We start from the raw sequence: 17,303 nt of genomic DNA on the forward strand, positions 1-17,303 counted from the left end.
GTCATGGCGAGCATGGCGAGCAGGGTGCCGAGGACGGCCCCGCCCGCCGAGCGTCCCCGGGGTCGTCCTCGGCACCCTGCTCGCCATGCTCGCCATGACGCCGTCGCTGCTCCCCCGCGACTGGCTGTTCCAGGCCCTGGTGTCGGGCATCTCGGGCGCGCTCGGCTACGGGATCGGGGTCGCGCTCGCCTGGGCGCTGCGCCACCTGCGCGCCTGGCGGCAGCTGGTCGTGGTCGCGCGGCACCGGGTCCCGCCGCGGGTGCGGGTCGCGGCGCGACCGTGGCGGCTGCCGGCACTGGCCGTGCTCGTCGTGGCCGGACTGGTCCTGGCGCTGGTGAACGGCGCCCGGTGGCAGCGTGAGATGACCGCCGCCATCGGGATGGCCGGCCCGAGCACCGGCGACTGGCTGCGCGCCGGGCCGCTGCTCGTGCTGGTGGCGGCCGCGTTCGTGCTGCTGGCGCGAGGGCTGCGCTGGGTCGGCCTGCGGGTCGAGCGCGGCCTGCAGCGGTGGCTGCGGTTCCCGCGGCTGCTCGCCGGGGCGGTGGCGGTCGTCCTGCTCGCGGTGCTGACCGTCGTGCTGGTCAACGACGTGCTGCTGGGCCGGGCGCTGTCCGCCGTGGACGGCGCGTTCGCCCTGGCCAACACGGAGGACCACCCCGGGGTGACGCAGCCCGGGGCCGCGGAGCGGTCCGGGTCGCCCGGGTCGCTGGTGCCGTGGGACACCCTCGGGCGCGAGGGCCGCCGGTTCGTCGCCGAGGGCCCGACCGCCGAGGAGCTCGCCGCTGCGTCGACCACGGGGGCGACCAGGACGCCCGTCCGCGTGTTCGCCGGGCTGGACAGTGCCGGCACCCCCGAGGAGCGGGCGGACCTCGCGGTGGCGGACCTGGAGCGCGCCGGCGGGTTCGACCGCGCGGTGCTGCTGGTCGTCACCACGACGGGCAGCGGCTGGGTCAACGACTCGGCCGTGTCCGCGCTCGAGCTGATGCACGGCGGGGACACCGCGACCGTCGCGACGCAGTACTCCTACCTGCCGAGCTGGCTGTCGTTCCTGGTGGACAAGTCCCGCGCCGCGGACGAGGCCCGGGCGCTCGCCGCGGCGGTCGAGGCGCGGGTCGACGCCCTGCCGCCCGCGGACCGACCCGAGCTGCTGGCCTACGGCGAGAGCCTCGGCTCGTACGGCTCGGAGAGCGCGTACGACTCGCTCGCGGACATCCGCGCGCGGACGGACGGCGTGCTCTGGGTCGGCCCGCCCAACTCCAACCCGGTGTGGCACGCCCTCATGGACCGCCGCGACCCGGGCACCACCCCCGCCGCGCCGGTGTACGCCAGCGGCCTGCTCGTGCGGTTCGCCGGCGACACCGAGCAGATCGCGACGCCGCCGACCGCGTGGGAGGACCCGCGGGTGCTGTACCTGCAGCACGCGTCCGACCCGATCGTGTGGTGGGGGCCGGACCTGCTGCTGAGCCGCCCGGACTGGCTCGCCGCGCCGCACACCGGCGAGGGCGGGCTGACGATGACCTGGTACCCGCTGGTGACCTTCTGGCAGCTGACGTTCGACCTGGTGAACTCCAAGGCGGTGCCGGACGGGCACGGGCACAACTACGACGCACTCACCCTCGACGGCTGGGTGGCGGTCGCCGCGCCCGACGGCTGGTCGGACGCGGACACCGCGCGGGTCCGGGCGGTGCTGGACCGGCGCGACGGCTGACGCGGGCGGCCGCGGACCCCCGCGGATCGACCGCGCCGGATGAGGCGGCCGGCGCGGGGTCGGGAGGAGCGTGGGGGCACGACCCGAGCCCGCGCCCCCGGAAGGACGCCGCCATGCCCGCCCACCGCACGCACCCGGTCCGGTGAGGACCCACGCCTTCGACCGCGACATGGAGCTGGGCATGCGCCTGTCCCGGAGCACGGCCCGGACCTGGCGGTTCCGCGCGCGGCCCTACGGCGCGGACGGGTACGCCGCCACGCTGCGCGAGGTGCGCCGGTACGACGTCACGGACGTCGCGGACCGGATCAGCACGCCGCTGCTGATCACCGACCCGGAGGGCGAGCAGTTCTGGCCCGGGCAGTCCCGGCGGCTGGCGGCCCTGACGCCGGGCGTGTCGACCCTGGTGCCGTTCACCGCGGCCGAGGGTGCGGACGGCCACTGCCAGCCGCTCGCCCGCGCGCTCACCGAGCAGCGGGTGTTCGACTGGCTCGACGGCTACCTGCGCGGCTGACCCGCCCCCGCCGGGGGCGCCGCGCTCCCCCGGCGCACCAGCCAGGGCAGCGCCGACGACAGCGTGGGCCGCCGGTCCCCCGCGAGCTGCGCGGCCAGCAGCCCGAACGCCCGCTCGCCGAGCGCCTCGAAGTCCTGGTGCACGGTGGTGAGCCCGGGCCGCCAGACCTCGGCGAGCGGGTGGTCGTCGAACCCCACCACGCTGACGTCCTCGGGCACCCGGCGGCCGGCCTCCTCGAGCCCGCGGATCACGCCCATCGCCACCTCGTCGTTGCCGCAGAACACCGCGGTGACGGCGGGGTCGGCGCCCAGGTCCCGGCCGATCGCGATCCCGGACCGGGCGCCGAACGAGTCGGCGAGCCGCACCGGTGGCACCGGTGCCTCCGCGGCCTCGAGCACCCGGCGCCAGCCCGTGGTGCGGCCGTCCTCGGCGCGCGACGGGGGCACCGCGACGTGGTGCACCGTCCGGTGGCCGAGGTCCAGCAGGTAGCGCACCAGCTCCGCCGCGCCCGACTCCTCGTCGAGCACGACCTGCGGGTACCGCCCGTCGGCCTCCCCGGAGACGGCGACCACGGGGACGTCGGCGGGCAGGGCGTCCAGCACCGCCACGCCCACCGCGTCGAACTTGAGCACGACGATTCCCGCGAGCGGGAGCTGCAGCGCCACCTGCACCGCCCGGTCGACCTCCCCGGGGTCCCGGCTCTCGACCACCGAGATCACCACCGGGTGCCCCGCCGAGCGGGCGGCCGTCTCCACGCCCTTGATGGTCGTCGAGTAGCCGTGCACCGCCGTCTCGGAGGTCATCACCGCGACCTGGTCCCGGCGGCCGGAGACCAGCGCGCGGGCCGTGGCGCTCGGCCGGTAGCGGAGCGCCTCGATCGCGTCGAGCACCCGCTGCCGGCGCTCCGGGCTGACCCGCGCCGCGCCGGTGAGGACCCGCGACACGGTCGGCACCGAGACCCCGGCGGCGCGGGCGACGTCGCTGATGCTCGCGGGGCGGGCCGGGACCGCGGCCGGGGAGGCGGCCGAGGGCACGGCGGCCCGGGCGCGCGCCCCCCGCGCGCCGCCGTCGTCCTCGACGAGCTCCGTCCCGGTCATGACCCCATCGTGGCCGGTCACCCGCGCGCACCTCCAGCGTCCGCGCCGGTGGGAGCCGGTTCCGGGGTCCGGTCGGGCGCCTCCGAGAGCCACGGCCGCACCGCGACCGCCACCAGCCGCGCGCCGGGTCCCGGACGCCCGGGTGCGCCGGCGACGACCAGGGGGCCGGCGTCGGGCGCGAGCACCACGACCGCACCGACCTCGTCCGGCGCGTCGTCGTGCACGGTGTGGTGCACGGGCACCACGACCTCGGCGCCGGGCTGACCGACCCGCACGTGCTGCACGACGGCGTCGGTGTTGTACTCGTGGCCGGAGAGCCGGTGGGCGTTCGCCGCGGTCAGGGTGACGAGGTACTCGCCCGCGGGCAGGGCCGCGACGTCCAGCGCCGCCGCGCCGTCCCCGGTCAGGCCGACGACCGCCGCCGGTGCCCCCGGCGCGAGCCGCGCGCCGCCGCGCAGCGCCAGGTCCGCCGCCCCGGCCGCGAGCGCCGGGGCGTCCCCGACCGGCTCGACGGACAGCGCCGCCACCGCGAGCGGCCCGGCGGCGGCCAGGACCTCGACCTGCACCACCCCGGCGGACAGCGCCACCGCGGCGCCGTCGGGGACGGGGCGGCCGTCGACGAGCACCGTCGGGGCGACCGCGCCGGGCAGCGCCCCGCCCGGCGACGTCCCGCCGGGTTCCGTCCCGCCGGGCCCCGTCCCGCCGGGCGCGGGCACGACGCGCACCGCGTGCGCCCCCGCCCGCTCCGCCACGACGAAGAACGTCAGCCGCTCCCCCGGCGGCACCGCCACGGCCCAGGCGCCCGCCGCCCGGCAGCCGGCGGACCGGCGGGCGAGCACCGCGTCGTACCGGACGGCCCCGGGCCGCACGGCCCGCACCCGCAGGTGGTCGACCGCGAGCGCCGCGTCCCCGGCGCCCCGGACCTCCACCGTGCGCACGCCCGCGGCCAGCGGCAGGACGACGTCCGCCCGCCCGGTGTACCGCGGCTCCAGCGTCGCCGGGAGGTCCAGCGCGACCGGCGCTCCCCCGTCGACGCGCAGCTCGGCGCGACCGGGCACCCCGGCGGTGCCGTAGCCGAGCCCGACCGCGTGGTCCCCGGCCGCGGGCACGACCACCTCGAACGCCACCCGGCCCGACCCGGGCGCGAGCGCCAGCACGGACACCGGCCCGCTCCCGTGGTAGTGCTGCGGGTCGTCGCCGTGCCGGACCAGCACACCGTCGGACACCCGGCCGGGGTCGACGCCGACGGTGACCTGCCAGGGACCCGGCGGGTCGCCCGCCGGGTCGCCCGCCGCCGGCGCGCCCGCGGCGTCCCGTGCGTGCCCCGCGCCCCCCGCGCGCCCCGCGGGCACCAGGTCCACCCGGCGCACCGCCGCCGCGTCGCCGCCGCCGAGGCGCAGCACCGCCACGCCGTCCGGGCCGGCCGTCAGCACGTCGTCGACCTCGACCGGGGGCTGCTCCAGCACCCCCTGGTAGCCGCTCCAGGCCGCGACCGCGACCCGCCGCCGGTAGCGCGCGCCCGGCGCGAGCCCGGTCACCGTGAGCTCGACGTCGTCCGCCGTGCCCCCGACGAGGGCGGTGGCCGCCCCTGCGTCGTCGACCGCCGCGAGCACCCGCAGCGAGTCCCGGACGTCCGGGTGCGGCACGGTCGCCGCGACGGTCTCGCCGCGCAGCGACGCGTACCAGTGCAGCAGCCACCACCCGGCGTTCGGCCGCGCGGCCCCCACCGCCTGGTCGTCGAGGTTGCCCGCCAGCGTCCAGTACGCGAGGTCCGCGTCGACCTTGGTGCTCTCGAACGCCTCGGCCCAGAGCAGCAGCGGCGCCGGCACCGACATGTCCCGCCGGTTGCCGTACTCGTCGATGTTCACCGGCCGCGGGTCCAGCCCGAGCTCGCGCTCCAGCGCCCGCAGGTGGTCCAGGTGCGCCCGGTAGGTCTCCGTCGTGCGCGGCTGCAGCTCGTGCCAGGACACGACGTCCGGCAGCGTGCCGTGGTCCCGCGCGTGGGTGAGCACGTCCCGGACCCGGCGCGGGTGGTAGTCCGCCTCGTTGGGCCCGGCGACCCGGCCGCCGGGGTGCTCGGCGCGGATCACCGCGACCGCCGCGTCCCAGTCGGCCAGGAACCGGTCGCGGCCCGCGGCGGACCAGTCCGCGTACCAGATCCAGTCGGGCTCGTTGAACGGCACCCACACCAGCCGGTCCCGCTGCGGGTGGCCGGCGGTGGCGCGCACGGCGTCCCGCAGCACGTCGAGGTAGGCGGCGGTGCCGACCTCCTCGTACGGCCACCGGCGCAGGGCGTCCTGGACGTAGACGTACACGTCCTCGCCTCCCGCGGCGACGAACCCGTCGAGCAGCTCCAGGGCGTCGCCACCCGGGTGCTGCAGGCCGCCGGGCGACTTCTGCGCGACGGTCCGCGGGCGGACGCCTGCCAGCAGCGCGGGCGCCGGGACGCCGGGGTCGACGAGCCCGTAGAGCATGCCGGTGGCCCCGCCGTGCACCGCGCCGGTGCGCTCCGCGAGGTCCACCCGCGCGCGCTGCACGGGCGCACCCCGGGTCAGCCGCAGCGTCCGCGCGGCCGGCTCGTCGCCGTCGGCCTCGACGACCAGCACGCCGCGGTCGGCGTCCCAGGTCGCGCCCCACGCCGCGAGCCGGGTCGGGAACGTCGTCGTGACGACCAGGTCGTGCCCGGTGTGCTCCGGCAGCGGAACCTCGACCGTCGAGGGGGCACCGGGGCGCCGCCAGAGGGTGAGGTGGGTGGCGTCGGGAGCGTCGACCGCCGCCGCGACCCAGGGCGCGGACCACTGCTCGACGCCGAGCGGCCACCGCGCGTGGCCGGTCGCGACGTCGCCCCGCAGCCGCTTGTGCGCGGCCACCGCCTCGGCGACGAGCGAGCGCTGCGCCGGCGACATCGCGTCGAGGCGGCCCGACAGGTACATCCGGCCGAGCATCCCCGTGCACAGCGTGAACGCGATGCCCTCGTCGGACATCTCCGGCTGCGGGTATGCCCAGCTGCCGGCCTGCTCGGGCAGCATCGCCAGCGGCGCCGACGCCGCGATCGGCGGGTACGCCAGCGGGTCCTGCTGGTCCGAGGTCGACTGCAGCGGCAGCAGCCGGAGCAGCTCGGGGTCGGCCCGCATCGCGCCCGAGGAGCAGTTCTCCAGGATCAGCGACGGGTGCCGCTCGAGGACCCCCTCGAGCCAGGCGCGGTGCGCCGCGGCGTGCCCGACCAGGCCGTCCGCCGGGCTGTCCGACCCCACGTCCGTCCCGGCGACCGGGTTCACGTTGTAGTCCAGCTTGAAGAACCCGACGCCCATCGCGACCAGCCGGTCCACGGCCTCGTCCAGGTGCGCGCGGGCCGCGGGGTGCCGCAGGTCCAGGTGGTACCGGCCGTGCTCGACCAGCCGCTCGCCGTTGCGCTGCAGGAACGCGTCCGCGGGCAGCAGGTCGGCGACGGGGCTGGTCACGCCGACCACCTCGGGCTCCAGCCACAGGCCCGGCACGAGGCCGCGGTCGGCGATGTGGTCGAGCAGGGCCTGGAGCCCACCCCCGGGGAACCGGGTGGTCGACGGCTGCCAGGCGCCGACGCTCCACCACCAGCCGTCCGTGTCGTCGTACCACCCGCAGTCGATGCAGAACACCTCGGCGCCCGCGTCGGCCGCGGCGTCCACCAGCGGCCGCACCTTCTCGGTCGTCGGGTCGCCCATCAGGGTGTTCATGTAGTCGTTGAACACGACCCGCAGCCCCGTGCTGTCCGCGTGCGGGCGGCGGACCGCCCGCCGCACGCCGGTCAGCCCGGCCGCGGCGGCGTCCAGGTCGGCGCCCACGGCGACGGCGACCGCCGGGGAGACGTGCTCCTCGCCGGGCTCCAGCACGCGGCTCCAGCCGTGGTCGAGGTCGGTCGGGCCGGACAGCGCCAGGTACGCGCCGGCCACGTGCTCGCCGACCTCCCAGCGCCAGCCGGCGGTCGACTCGACCTGCCAGGCCCAGGCCCCCGGGCCGCCGGGGGCAGCGCCGCCGCGCGCCGCGAGCACCCCGACCGGCTGCGCGTCGCCCGTGGACCACAGGCCGCGCGAGGCCCGGGACAGCGTGCCCCGCGCGCCGCCGTGGGCGGCGACCCGGACGTCGGGGACCCCGGCCGCGCGCAGCGGCAGGGTGCGCCACCGGCTCTCGCCGACCCACTGGTTCTCGGCCAGGCTGATCTCCAGCGCGTCGGGGTCGCCGGTGCCGCCGGCCCCCACCGCGAGCGCGAGGGGGGCGACGGCGAGCAGCCGCCGCGGGCCGGCGGCTGCGGCGGCCACGGCGGTGGTCGCCCGGGCGCGCACCGCGGCGACGCCGTCCCAGAGCTCCAGCCGCAGCAGGACCCGCAGCGACCCGCCCTCCTCCGCCTGGTCGACGAGCAGCACCTGGCGGTCGCCGTCCCGGTCCAGCCGGTGCCCGGCGTACCGCAGCCGGGCGCTCACCGTGCCGCCGGACAGCCGGTCCGCGGCGGGCGTCCGGCCCGCGTCGACGGTGACCACCTCGACAGCGGGCTGCGACCCGGGCAGGTCGTACGCCTGCCCGGGGGCGCCGAGGCGCAGCACCCGGACCGGCGCGCCGGGCGCGTGCGCGAGGACGACCTCGACCAGGTCGTTGGCCAGGGTGACGGTCCCGGCGGCCACGGCGGCGGGGCTCAGGTCGGCGCTCACTTGACCGCCCCCGAGGTGACGCCGGAGATGATCCGCCGCTGGGCGACGGCGAACACGATGATCATGGGCAGGCTCATGAGGACCACGTAGGCGAAGATCAGGTTCCAGTTGTTGACGTACTGGGCCGCGCTGGCCACCTTGTACAGGTTCAGGGGCAGCGTGGTGGTGTCCCCGCCGCCGAGCACGAAGAACGTGTAGAAGACCTCGTTCCAGATGGACAGCGTGGTCAGGATGGCGGCGGTCGCGATCACCGGGCGCAGCATCGGCAGCACGATCCGGGTGAACAGCTGGAACGGCGTCGTGCCGTCCAGGCGGGCGGCCTCCTCCAGCTCGATCGGCAGGTTCCGCGCGAACCCGGTGACGAAGAAGATCACCGTGCCCATGAACATGCCGGTGTAGACGCCCACCATGCCGGGCGCCGTGCCCTGCAGGCCGAGGCTCCGGACGGTGAGCACGGTGGTGATCACGGCGGGTGGCAGCACGATGCTCGAGATGCCGACCGTGTAGAGGACGGCGTTCCACCGGCCGGTGCGCCGGGCGAGCACCCAGGAGGCGGCCGAGCCGAGCACCAGCAGCAGGACGACGGCCGGCACGGTCACCAGCAGGCTGCCGCCGAGCGCGAGCAGCACCTCGCCCTGGTCGACCACCTGCCGCAGGTTGTCGCCGAGGGCGAACTCGGTCGGCAGGCTCAGGTCGGGGCGTGCGGCCTCGGCGGTGGTCTTGGACGCGGTGACGAGGACGAGCCAGAGCGGCACGCCGACGACGACCGCGGCGAGCAGCACCACGACGACGTCGTGCAGGGCGCGGCCGGCGGTGCGGCGGCCGGCGCCGGGGCCGCCGGGACGGCGTGCGCGGGTGGCGCGCCGGGCGGCGCGGGCCGCGGGCGCGGCCAGGGTGGCGGGCGTGGCGGTCACAGGACGTTCTCCCGGCGGCGCAGGTACAGGATCACGGGCAGCGCGACGATCACCACGGTCAGGAACAGCACCAGGCTCATCGTCGTGGCCTGGGCGTACAGGCCCTGGCCGAACGTGCGGAAGATGAAGATGTTGAGCAGCTCGGTGCTGCGGGCGGGGCCGCCGTTGGTCAGCGCGGTCGCGGTGTCGAAGCCGTTCATGGAGCCGAGCAGCGCGGTCGCCACGTTGAACGTCACCGCGGGGGCGAGCAGCGGGAACCGGACGCTCCACAGCGTCCGCCACCACGACGCCCCGTCGATCCGCGCGGCCTCCAGCACGTCGGTCGGCATCGTCTTCAGGCCGGCCATGAAGATCAGCATCGACAGCCCCATCCACTTCCAGGCCTGCACCACCGACACCACGACGATCGTCCAGGTCGTGCTGCCGAGCCACGCGATCGACACGTCGGTGCCGGTCAGCGCGCCGAGGACGCCGTTCAGCGCGCCGTCCGGACGCAGCAGCGCCTGGAACACGTAGCCGACGGCCAGCGGCGACAGCAGCACCGGCAGGAAGAACACGATCCGCGCGCCCCGGTTGACCCGGGTGTCGCCCTCCAGCAGCAGGGCGAGCACGAAGCCGAACCCGTTCTGCAGCAGCGCGACCAGCACCGCCCAGACGAGCGTCACCCGCAGCGACGACAGCAGCGACCCGTCGGCGAACAGGCGCTGGAAGTTCTGGGCGCCGACGAAGCCGAAGCCCTGCTTGAAGGCCGACCAGTCGGTGAACGCGTAGACGAAGTTCAGCAGCGTCGGCACCAGGAAGAACACCAGCAGCGCGGCGAACGCCGGCCACAGCATCCAGGACGGGTACGAGACGGCGCGGCGCCGGCGCGGGGCCGGGGCCGCGGCCCGCCCGGACGCGGCGTGCGCGGTCCGGGCGGGCGCGGGTGCGGTGGTCGCCATCGGCTCAGAAGCCCTCGGCGCCCTGGGCCTGGGCGAGCTGCGCGAACTGCTGCTGCGTCGCCTCGGCGACCTGCTCCGGCGTCATCTCGCCGTACAGCAGCGACGCCAGGTTGATGTACAGGTCGGGGTTGGCGATGGCGAGCGACTGCATCGAGCCCACCGAGTCGCCGAGCGAGGCCGCGATGTCCTGAGCCAGCTGCGGGACCGTGTCCGGGTTCGGGACGTCCGTCTCGATCGACACCAGGCCGCCGTCCTCGATGTAGGTCGGGTAGTAGTCGGTCATCAGGAACGTGAGGAACTGCTTGGCGGCGGCCTCGCGCTCCGCGTCGCCGGTCTTGAACGCGACGATGCCGTTCTTGTTGTCCGGGATCGTCGTGGCCACCGTGCCGTCCGTCGAGATCGGGAACCAGCCGAGCGTGTCGTCGATCTGCTGCGCGTCGTACTGGGTGAGCAGCTGCTCCAGCAGCGCGTTCACCTGGAGCGCCATCGCCCCCTCGCCGGCGAACAGGTGCGCCGACTGGTCCTCGAACGTCGCCGTCCGCAGGTCGTCGTTGTACAGGCCCTCGTCGACCATGCCCTGGTACGTCGTGATGGCGTCGATGATCGGGCTGTCCGTGAACGCCGTCTCCCCCGCGTTCACCTCGTCCCACAGCCCGTCCTGGGCCGCCTCGGCGAGCTGCATCTGCACCGCCCACTGGGTCGGCCACTGCGCACCGCCCGCCTCGACGAACGCGGTGCCCCCGCCGGCCTGGACGGTGCGGGCGACGTCGAGCATCTCGTCCCAGCTCTGCGGCAGCTCCGTGATGCCGTACTGCGCGAAGACCGCCTTGTTGTAGTAGACGCCCATCACCGACGGCGAGGACACGATCGCCGCGTACCGCGTGCCGTCCACGAAGCCGGCGATGTCGCGCACCGCGGGGTCCATCGCGTCGAGCCACGGGGCGTCGTCGAGCGGCAGCAGGTTCGCCGGCGCCTGCAGCGCCGTCAGCATGCTGGTGGTCGGCTGCCACGACGCGAGGTCCGGGATGTCGCCCGTGGCCACGCGGGTCTGCAGGTTCTGCTCGTAGGGGTCCGGGTACGTGACGCGCTCGATCGTCGCGCCCGTCTCCTCCTGGAACGCCTCGATGGCGCCGTCCAGGGGCCCGCCGGCGGTGCCGCCGCCGAAGGTGATCGTCACGCCGGACAGGTCCGCCGTGGCGTCGTTCCAGGTCGTGGCGGCGTCGTCGCCGCCCTCGCTGCCGCTGCTGCTGGTGAGGTCGCCGCCGGCGCAGCTGGTCAGCAGCAGGGCGGCGCCCGCCGCGGCCGCTACGGCCAGCGTCCGGGCAGATCGGGTCGCGCGCATGGTTCTCCGTCCGTCGTCATCGTTGTCGAGGCACTCGCCGGCTGCGTCCGTCGCTGGAGGCACCGGCCGGGCCGCGGGACGCTGGGGGGTCGCCCTTGCGCGTCTGTGAAATCGCTATCACGCGGCGTGATAACGCTATCAGGCCGAACGGGGGCCGACAAGACCGCCCACCGGACGTCGACGCGACACCCTCCTCGCACCCCCTCACCACGCCTCCTCCGCCCTCTCCGCCCCGTCGTGAGGGCAACTCTCGGCTGGCGGGGAGCGCCCTCCTGCAGCCGAGAGTTGCCCTCTCGGCGGAGGACGCGCGGCGCGGGTGCGGGTGCGGGTGCGGGTGCGGGTGCGGGTGCGGCGGGCCAGGCTGGCGGCATGGGTGCGGGTGCGGGCGGCGTGCGCGTCGTGGTGGTCGGGCAGGTCGGGCGGGACCTGGTGCTGACGGTCGACGGGGTCCCGGACGCCGGCGGCTCGGCCGACGTCAGGGGGCGCTCCGAGCTGCTCGGCGGCAAGGGCGCGAACCAGGCGCGCGCGTGCCGGCAGCTCGGGGCCGCGGCGGCCCTGGTCGGCGTGGTCGGCGACGACCCCGCGGGTCGCCTGGTGCTGGACGAGGCGCGGGCGGCAACGCTCGACGTCGGCGGGGTCGTGGTGCGCGCGGCGGCGCGGACCGCCCTGCTGGTCGACGTCGTGGGTCCGCCGGGCGAGCGCCGGCTGCTCGAGCACGTCGAGCCGTCCGTCCTCCTCACGCCCGCGGACGTCGAGGCGTCCGCCGAGCGGTTGCGCGCGGCCGACGCGGTCCTGCTCCAGCTGCAGCAGCCGGCCGACGCGGTCCGCGCCGCGCTCCGCCTCCTCGCCCCGCGGCCCAGCGGCCCGGGTGAGGACGAGGGACCGCGCGGGGCGCCGGGCGGCAGGCCCCCGGACTCGGCCGGCCCCCTGCTCGTCGCCGACGGGGCGGGCGACGACGCCGCGCTCGTCGCGGAGCTGCTCGCCGCGGGGGCCGTGCTGCGGGCCGACGCCGAGGAGGCCGCGACGCTCGCCGGGCGGCCGGTGCGCGGGGTCGACGACGCGCTCGCCGCCGCCGCGGACCTCGTCGGCCGCGGTGCGCGCGCGGTGCGGCTCGCCGCAGGGCCGGAGGGGGACGTCGTCGCCTGGCCGGGCGGGCACGTCGTGACCCCGCTCCTCGGCGACGACCCGGCCGACCCGACCGGCGCGGGCGACGCGTCGACAGCCGCGCTCGCCGTGGCGCTCGCCACCGGACGCAGCCCGGCCGAGGCGGCGTGGTGGGCGGCGGTCGCGGCGCGCCGCACGGTGGGCCACCCGGGCGGACGGCCGGACCTGGACCCGGGGACGCTCGCCGCCGAGGCCGCCGAGGCCGCGGGGCGCGCCTGACCCGGCCCGGCGCGCAACCTCGGCGCGGCCCGTGGACGCCCGTCGACCGCCGCGCGCCCTCGGGCTAGCGTGCGGCGGGTGGCACGCACCTACTCGCACGTCGTGATCGGGGCCGGGGCCGTCGGCTCGGCCGCCGCCTACTGGCTCGCCCGGGCGGGCGCCGAGCGGGTGCTCGTCGTCGAGCAGTTCGACCTGGTCAACTCGCTCGGCTCGTCCGGCGACCACTCGCGGATCATCCGGCGGTCCTACCACCGGCCCGAGTACGTCCGCCTGACCGACGCCATGTTCGCCGCGTGGGACCGGGTGGAGCAGGAGTCCGGCCTGCGGGTGTTCACCCGCACCGGCGGGCTCGACCTCGCCCCGCCGAGCCCGGACGGCGCGGACCGGCTCGCCGTCTTCCGCGACGCGATGACCGCCGGCGGCGCGCGGTTCGAGGACCTGTCGACCGCCGACCTGCGCGCCCGGTACCCGCAGTGGCAGGTCCCGGACGGCACCACGGCGCTGCACCAGGCGGATGCGGGGCTGATCGACATCCGGCGGTCCGTGTCGGCGCACACCTCGCTCGCGCTGGCCGCGGGCGTCGAGTTCTGGCCGCACACCCGGGTCACCGGCGTCGACCTCCGCGAGGGCGGGGTCACCGTCCGCACGTCCGCGGGCGACGTGGAGGCGGGTGGGCTGGTCGTCGCCGCGGCGTCCTGGCTCGGCGACCTGATGCCGGACCTCGGGCTCGACTTCCGGCTGACGCTGTCCGAGGAGCAGGTCGACTACGTCGCGTCGTCCCGGCTCACCGACTTCACGCCCGAGCGGTTCCCGATCTGGGTCTGGCACGGCGACGAGGTGATGTACGGCTTCCCGGTGTACGGCGAGGCGGGTGTCAAGATCGCCCGGGACATGCGCGGGCACTTCGTCACCAGCGAGGGCCGCACGCACCGCCCCGACCCGGCGACCACCGAGCGCTCCCGGGAGTTCCTCGCGCGGCACCTGCCGGCGGCGGCCGGGCCCGCGCTGCGCAGCGCGGTGTGCGTCTACGACATGCCGCCCGACCGCGAGTTCGTGCTCGACACCGTGCCCGGCCACCCGCACGTCGCCGTGTTCAACGGCGCGGGGCACGGCGGCAAGTTCGCGAGCCTGGTCGGCTCCGTGCTCGCCGACCTCGTCACCGCGGGTTCGACGGCGCACGACATCGCGGCGTTCGCGCTGACGCGGCCCGCGATCACCGACCCGGGGTACGCCGCGGACTTCGGCCTGCACGCCTGACGCGGCGGGCCGCGGCGGGCCGCGCGGGAACACCGCCGGCCGGCGCGGGGCGCGGGCGAGCCGCTCAGGCCGGACCGGCCCCCGGACCCGCCGTGCCGCCGAGCCCGAGCACGGCCAGGCCGCTGCCGTCGGCCCGGTCGAAGACGGGCCGGTCCCGCCCGCAGCGGGCGCAGACCTCGTACAGCGCGTCGACGCCACCCTTCTCCGGGTTCCGCCGCACGCGCCAGGCGTGCCGTCCGACCGTGCACCGCAGCGACATCGTCGTCGCCCCCTCCCCTGGACCGGTGCGCCCACGGTCCCGCGCGGGCGACGGGGCCGTCAACCACCCGCGGGGCGCCGGCCGCGCGCCGGTCAGCCGCGGCGCACCGCGTAGCGCAGCCAGAGGGTCCCGTTGCCGAACCCGCGCTGCTCCAGGAGCTCCAGGTCGAGCGGGACGTCCTCGGGCCAGAACCGCAGGCCGCCCCCGACCGACACCGGCGCGAGGTACGGCTGCACCTCGTCGACGATCCCCGCGCGCAGCGCGTGCGCCGCGAGCGTCGGCCCGTCGACGGTCACGTCGTGGTCGAGCCCCGACACCCACGCGCGCACCGCTCCCGGGTCGAACGACCGCTCGACGGCCGTCCGCGCCGTCGTGGGCTCCCGGAGCGTCGTGGAGTAGACCACCTTGTCGGCCGCCTGCCAGACCTCGGCGTAGGTCCGGACGAACGCGGGCGGGTCGGGCGCCTCGAGCGCGGTCTCCCAGAACGACATCGTCTCGTACATCCGGCGGCCGTAGAGGTACGTGCCGACCGACCGCGTCTGCTCGGAGATGAAGTCGTGCAGCGCCGGGTCCAGCGCCCCGCCCCAGTCGCTGCTGCCCGACGCGTCCGCCGCGTACCCGTCGAGCGAGGTGAACATCGAGTAGATCAGCCGCCCCATCGCCCCACCGTAGGGGTACCCCCTCGCGGGGGCGAGGGGGTACTGCGGCGGGTGAACTCCGGGCGCACGGCTCGGCTGGCGGTCCGGCGCGCCGATGTCTTCGGTGATGCCCTCCACGATCGCACCGCCGCGGCGCCGCGTGCTGCCGCCCGGTCCGCTGCTGCTGGGCCCCGCGGTGCTGGTCGCCGTGCTGGCCGTCGTCGAGGGCGCGACGGGGGTGGCCGGGCTCAGCGCGGCGGGCGGCGTGCTGGCGGCGGTGTCGGCGGGCGTGGTGCTGCGGCAGCAGGGCCCGATCCGCTCGCTCGAGGAGCGGGGGCTGTGGCGGTGGTGCGGCCGGTCGGTCATCGCGGTCGCCGCGGGTCTCGCCGTGGAGTCGGCGGTGGACCTGGCCGGGCGCGGCGCCGCGGCGGACGACCTCCGCGGGCTCGGGCTCACCGTCGGCGGCGTCGTCGCGGTGCTGTGCGCGCACCAGGGCATGCTGAGCTGGAACCGGTTCCGGACGTCGGCCGTGCACCCGGTCGACTGGGTCAACTTCGCCGGGTCGACGCTCGGGACGGTCGCGCTGCTGGTCTGGGCGGTGGCCGTCGGCGTGCTGCCGGCCGACGGGCCGGGCTGGGCCGCCGAGGGGCACCTGCTCCGGGCCGCGGTGCTGATCGTGCTGGCGGTGATGACCCTGGTCGTGACCGTGCTGGGCGGGCTGCGGGACGACCCGCGCGCCTGGCTGCTCATGACGGGGCTCGGGTCGATGGCCGCGGTCGAGCTGGTGCTGCTCGCGTGGCTCCCGGCATCCGGCGCGCCGGCGGTGCCCGCCGTCGTCTGCTGGGCCGCCCTGACCCTGGTCACCGCGCGCGCGGGCGCGATCAAGCCGCCGCCGCTGCGGGGCCACTTCGCGTCGACGCTGGTGGTGACGACCTGCGCGATGATCGCGATCGCCGCGAGCACCGTGGTCCTGGTGCTGGACAGCCTCCGCCCGGCGGGCACCCCGTGGGTCGCGCTGCTCGCCGCGGCGGGGGTCGCCGGCGGGTGCGCCCAGCTGCTCCGCACCGCGAGCGAGCTCGCGGCGCTGGCCGCCACCCGCAAGGAGGCGCGCACCGACCCGCTCACCGGCGTGGCCAACCGCCGCGCCATGCTGGAGGTGGCCGACCGGTTCGCCGCGGCCCGGACCGGCGCGGCGCTGCTGGTCATCGACCTCGACCGGTTCAAGGACGTCAACGACCGGTACGGCCACCCCGCGGGCGACGCCGTGATCCGGACCGTCAGCCGGCGGCTCCAGGGCCGCCTGGACGGCAGGGCGCTGCTCGCGCGGTTCGGGGGCGACGAGTTCGGCGTGGTGCTCGACCACCACGACGTCGGGCGGGCGACGGCGGTGGCGCACGCGCTGCGCGACGCCGTCCGCGAGCCGATCGAGGTCACCGGCCGGGTGGTCCGGCTGGACGCGAGCATCGGGGTCGCGAGCACCGCGTTCGGCGACCACCGGGACGGGGAGCTGGTGCGCTGGGCCGACACCGCGATGTACGCGGCCAAGCGGGCCGGGGGCGGCGTGCGGGTCTACGACGAGGCGGCCGACGCGCGCGACCGCGACGAGATGGCCCTGGCCGACGAGCTGCGTGCCCTGCTGTCCGCGGGTGAGGGCGACGACCGGCACGGCGCCCTGGAGCTGCACTACCAGCCGCAGCTCGACTGCGCGGACGGCCGGGTGGTCGGCATGGAGGCGCTGGTCCGCTGGGCGCACCCGGAGCGCGGCCTGCTGCCCCCGGCGGCGTTCGTCGACCTGGCCGAGCAGACCGGGTCGATGTTCGCCCTCACCGAGCGGGTGCTCGCGCTGGCGACCCGGACGGCCGCCCGGTGGCAGGACGAGGGCCGCGACCTCCCGGTGGCGGTGAACCTGTCGACGTCCTGCCTGGCCCACCCCCGGCTGCTCGGGACGCTCGACGGCGCGCTCGCCGCCGCGGGGCTGCGGGCGTCGGGCCTGGTGGTCGAGATCACCGAGACGACGCTCATGCACGACCCGCCGCACGCCGTGGCGGTGACCCGGGCGATCGCGGACCGCGGCATCGGGCTGGCGATCGACGACTACGGCTCGGGCTACTCGTCGCTGACGTACCTCAACGAGCTGCCCGCGGGCGAGCTCAAGCTCGACCGGTCGTTCACCGCCCGGCTGACCACCGACGCGCGCACCCGGGCCATCGTGTCCGGGACGCTCGAGCTCGCGCACCACCTCGGGCTGCGGCTCATCGCCGAGGGCGTCGAGGACGCCGCGACCGACGAGGCGCTGCGCCGCATGGGCTGCGACCGCACCCAGGGGTACCTGCACGGCCGGCCGATGCCGCCGGCCGACGCGGACGCCTGGCTGCGCGCCCGGGACGATGCGGGGCGCGCGGCGGCGGTCGGGGCGTAGCGGCCGCGGACCCACCGGTCCCCGCGGGCCCCCGACGGATCGGGTGGGCTCGCGAGGACCCGGCGGGGATCGGACCCGGTCAGCGCGCCTCGGCCGCGCCCGCCCCCGGCGTCGCCGCCGCGCCCGTGGGGGCGCTGGCGCGACCGGTGCTG

The 17,303-nt window shown here is 77.0% G+C and carries 12 protein-coding genes; 5 read left to right on the forward strand and 7 right to left on the reverse strand.

Annotation, left to right across the window (positions count from 1 at the left end; translation table 11 throughout):
* The first annotated feature begins 85 nt into the window (after window positions 1–85).
* Window positions 86–1,708, forward strand: coding sequence for an alpha/beta-hydrolase family protein (locus MHY85_RS15085; protein ID WP_239197709.1), 1,623 nt, complete (start codon window positions 86–88; stop codon window positions 1,706–1,708).
* Window positions 1,709–1,850: 142 nt separating this feature from the next.
* A complete protein-coding gene (locus tag MHY85_RS15090; protein ID WP_239197711.1) occupies window positions 1,851–2,219 on the forward strand; it encodes a hypothetical protein in 369 nt (122 codons plus the stop codon).
* Here the strand turns inward: MHY85_RS15090 and MHY85_RS15095 are convergent.
* From MHY85_RS15095 to MHY85_RS15115, 5 genes are read right to left on the reverse strand one after another with little or no spacing between them, the layout of a single operon-like run.
* Complete coding sequence (locus MHY85_RS15095) at window positions 2,204–3,316, reverse strand: LacI family DNA-binding transcriptional regulator (protein ID WP_239197713.1); 1,113 nt, start codon at window positions 3,314–3,316, stop codon at window positions 2,204–2,206. The two genes, MHY85_RS15090 and MHY85_RS15095, sit on opposite strands and share 16 nt — an antisense overlap.
* 17 nt (window positions 3,317–3,333) lie before the next feature.
* Window positions 3,334–7,998, reverse strand: a complete 4,665-nt coding sequence (locus MHY85_RS15100) for an alpha-galactosidase (protein ID WP_239197715.1) — start codon at window positions 7,996–7,998, stop codon at window positions 3,334–3,336.
* Window positions 7,995–8,912 carry a carbohydrate ABC transporter permease gene (locus MHY85_RS15105; RefSeq protein WP_239197717.1) on the reverse strand — a complete coding sequence of 306 codons (918 nt, stop codon included), beginning with the start codon at window positions 8,910–8,912 and terminating at the stop codon, window positions 7,995–7,997. The genes MHY85_RS15100 and MHY85_RS15105 overlap by 4 nt, the downstream gene beginning before the upstream one ends.
* Window positions 8,909–9,853 (reverse strand): carbohydrate ABC transporter permease, encoded by a 945-nt coding sequence (locus tag MHY85_RS15110; RefSeq protein WP_239197719.1) that lies wholly within the window; start codon window positions 9,851–9,853, stop codon window positions 8,909–8,911. The genes MHY85_RS15105 and MHY85_RS15110 overlap by 4 nt, the downstream gene beginning before the upstream one ends.
* Window positions 9,854–9,857: 4 nt before the next feature.
* Window positions 9,858–11,195 carry an ABC transporter substrate-binding protein gene (locus MHY85_RS15115; RefSeq protein WP_239197721.1) on the reverse strand — a complete coding sequence of 446 codons (1,338 nt, stop codon included), beginning with the start codon at window positions 11,193–11,195 and terminating at the stop codon, window positions 9,858–9,860.
* A 369-nt stretch (window positions 11,196–11,564) separates the two neighbouring features.
* Here MHY85_RS15115 and MHY85_RS15120 point away from each other — a divergent pair, with 369 nt between their 5' ends.
* Window positions 11,565–12,578 (forward strand): PfkB family carbohydrate kinase, encoded by a 1,014-nt coding sequence (locus tag MHY85_RS15120; RefSeq protein WP_239197723.1) that lies wholly within the window; start codon window positions 11,565–11,567, stop codon window positions 12,576–12,578.
* Window positions 12,579–12,656: 78 nt separating this feature from the next.
* On the forward strand, window positions 12,657–13,835 hold the full coding sequence (gene solA, locus MHY85_RS15125; RefSeq protein WP_239197725.1) for an N-methyl-L-tryptophan oxidase: 1,179 nt from the start codon (window positions 12,657–12,659) through the stop codon (window positions 13,833–13,835).
* Window positions 13,836–13,899: 64 nt separating this feature from the next.
* On the opposite strand, the gene MHY85_RS15130 is transcribed toward solA, so the two are convergent.
* Together MHY85_RS15130 and MHY85_RS15135 are read right to left on the reverse strand one after the other, a co-directional pair.
* On the reverse strand, window positions 13,900–14,094 hold the full coding sequence (locus MHY85_RS15130) for a hypothetical protein (protein ID WP_239197727.1): 195 nt from the start codon (window positions 14,092–14,094) through the stop codon (window positions 13,900–13,902).
* Between the two features lie 92 nt (window positions 14,095–14,186).
* Entirely contained in the window at window positions 14,187–14,753 is a 567-nt protein-coding gene (locus tag MHY85_RS15135) for a dihydrofolate reductase family protein (protein ID WP_239197729.1), read from the reverse strand.
* 106 nt (window positions 14,754–14,859) lie between these two features.
* Here MHY85_RS15135 and MHY85_RS15140 point away from each other — a divergent pair, with 106 nt between their 5' ends.
* A complete protein-coding gene (locus MHY85_RS15140) occupies window positions 14,860–17,151 on the forward strand; it encodes a bifunctional diguanylate cyclase/phosphodiesterase (protein ID WP_239197731.1) in 2,292 nt (763 codons plus the stop codon).
* The last annotated feature ends 152 nt before the right edge of the window (window positions 17,152–17,303 follow it).

It is taken from the genome of Cellulomonas sp. ACRRI (assembly GCF_022346185.1).
Taxonomy (GTDB): domain Bacteria; phylum Actinomycetota; class Actinomycetes; order Actinomycetales; family Cellulomonadaceae; genus Cellulomonas.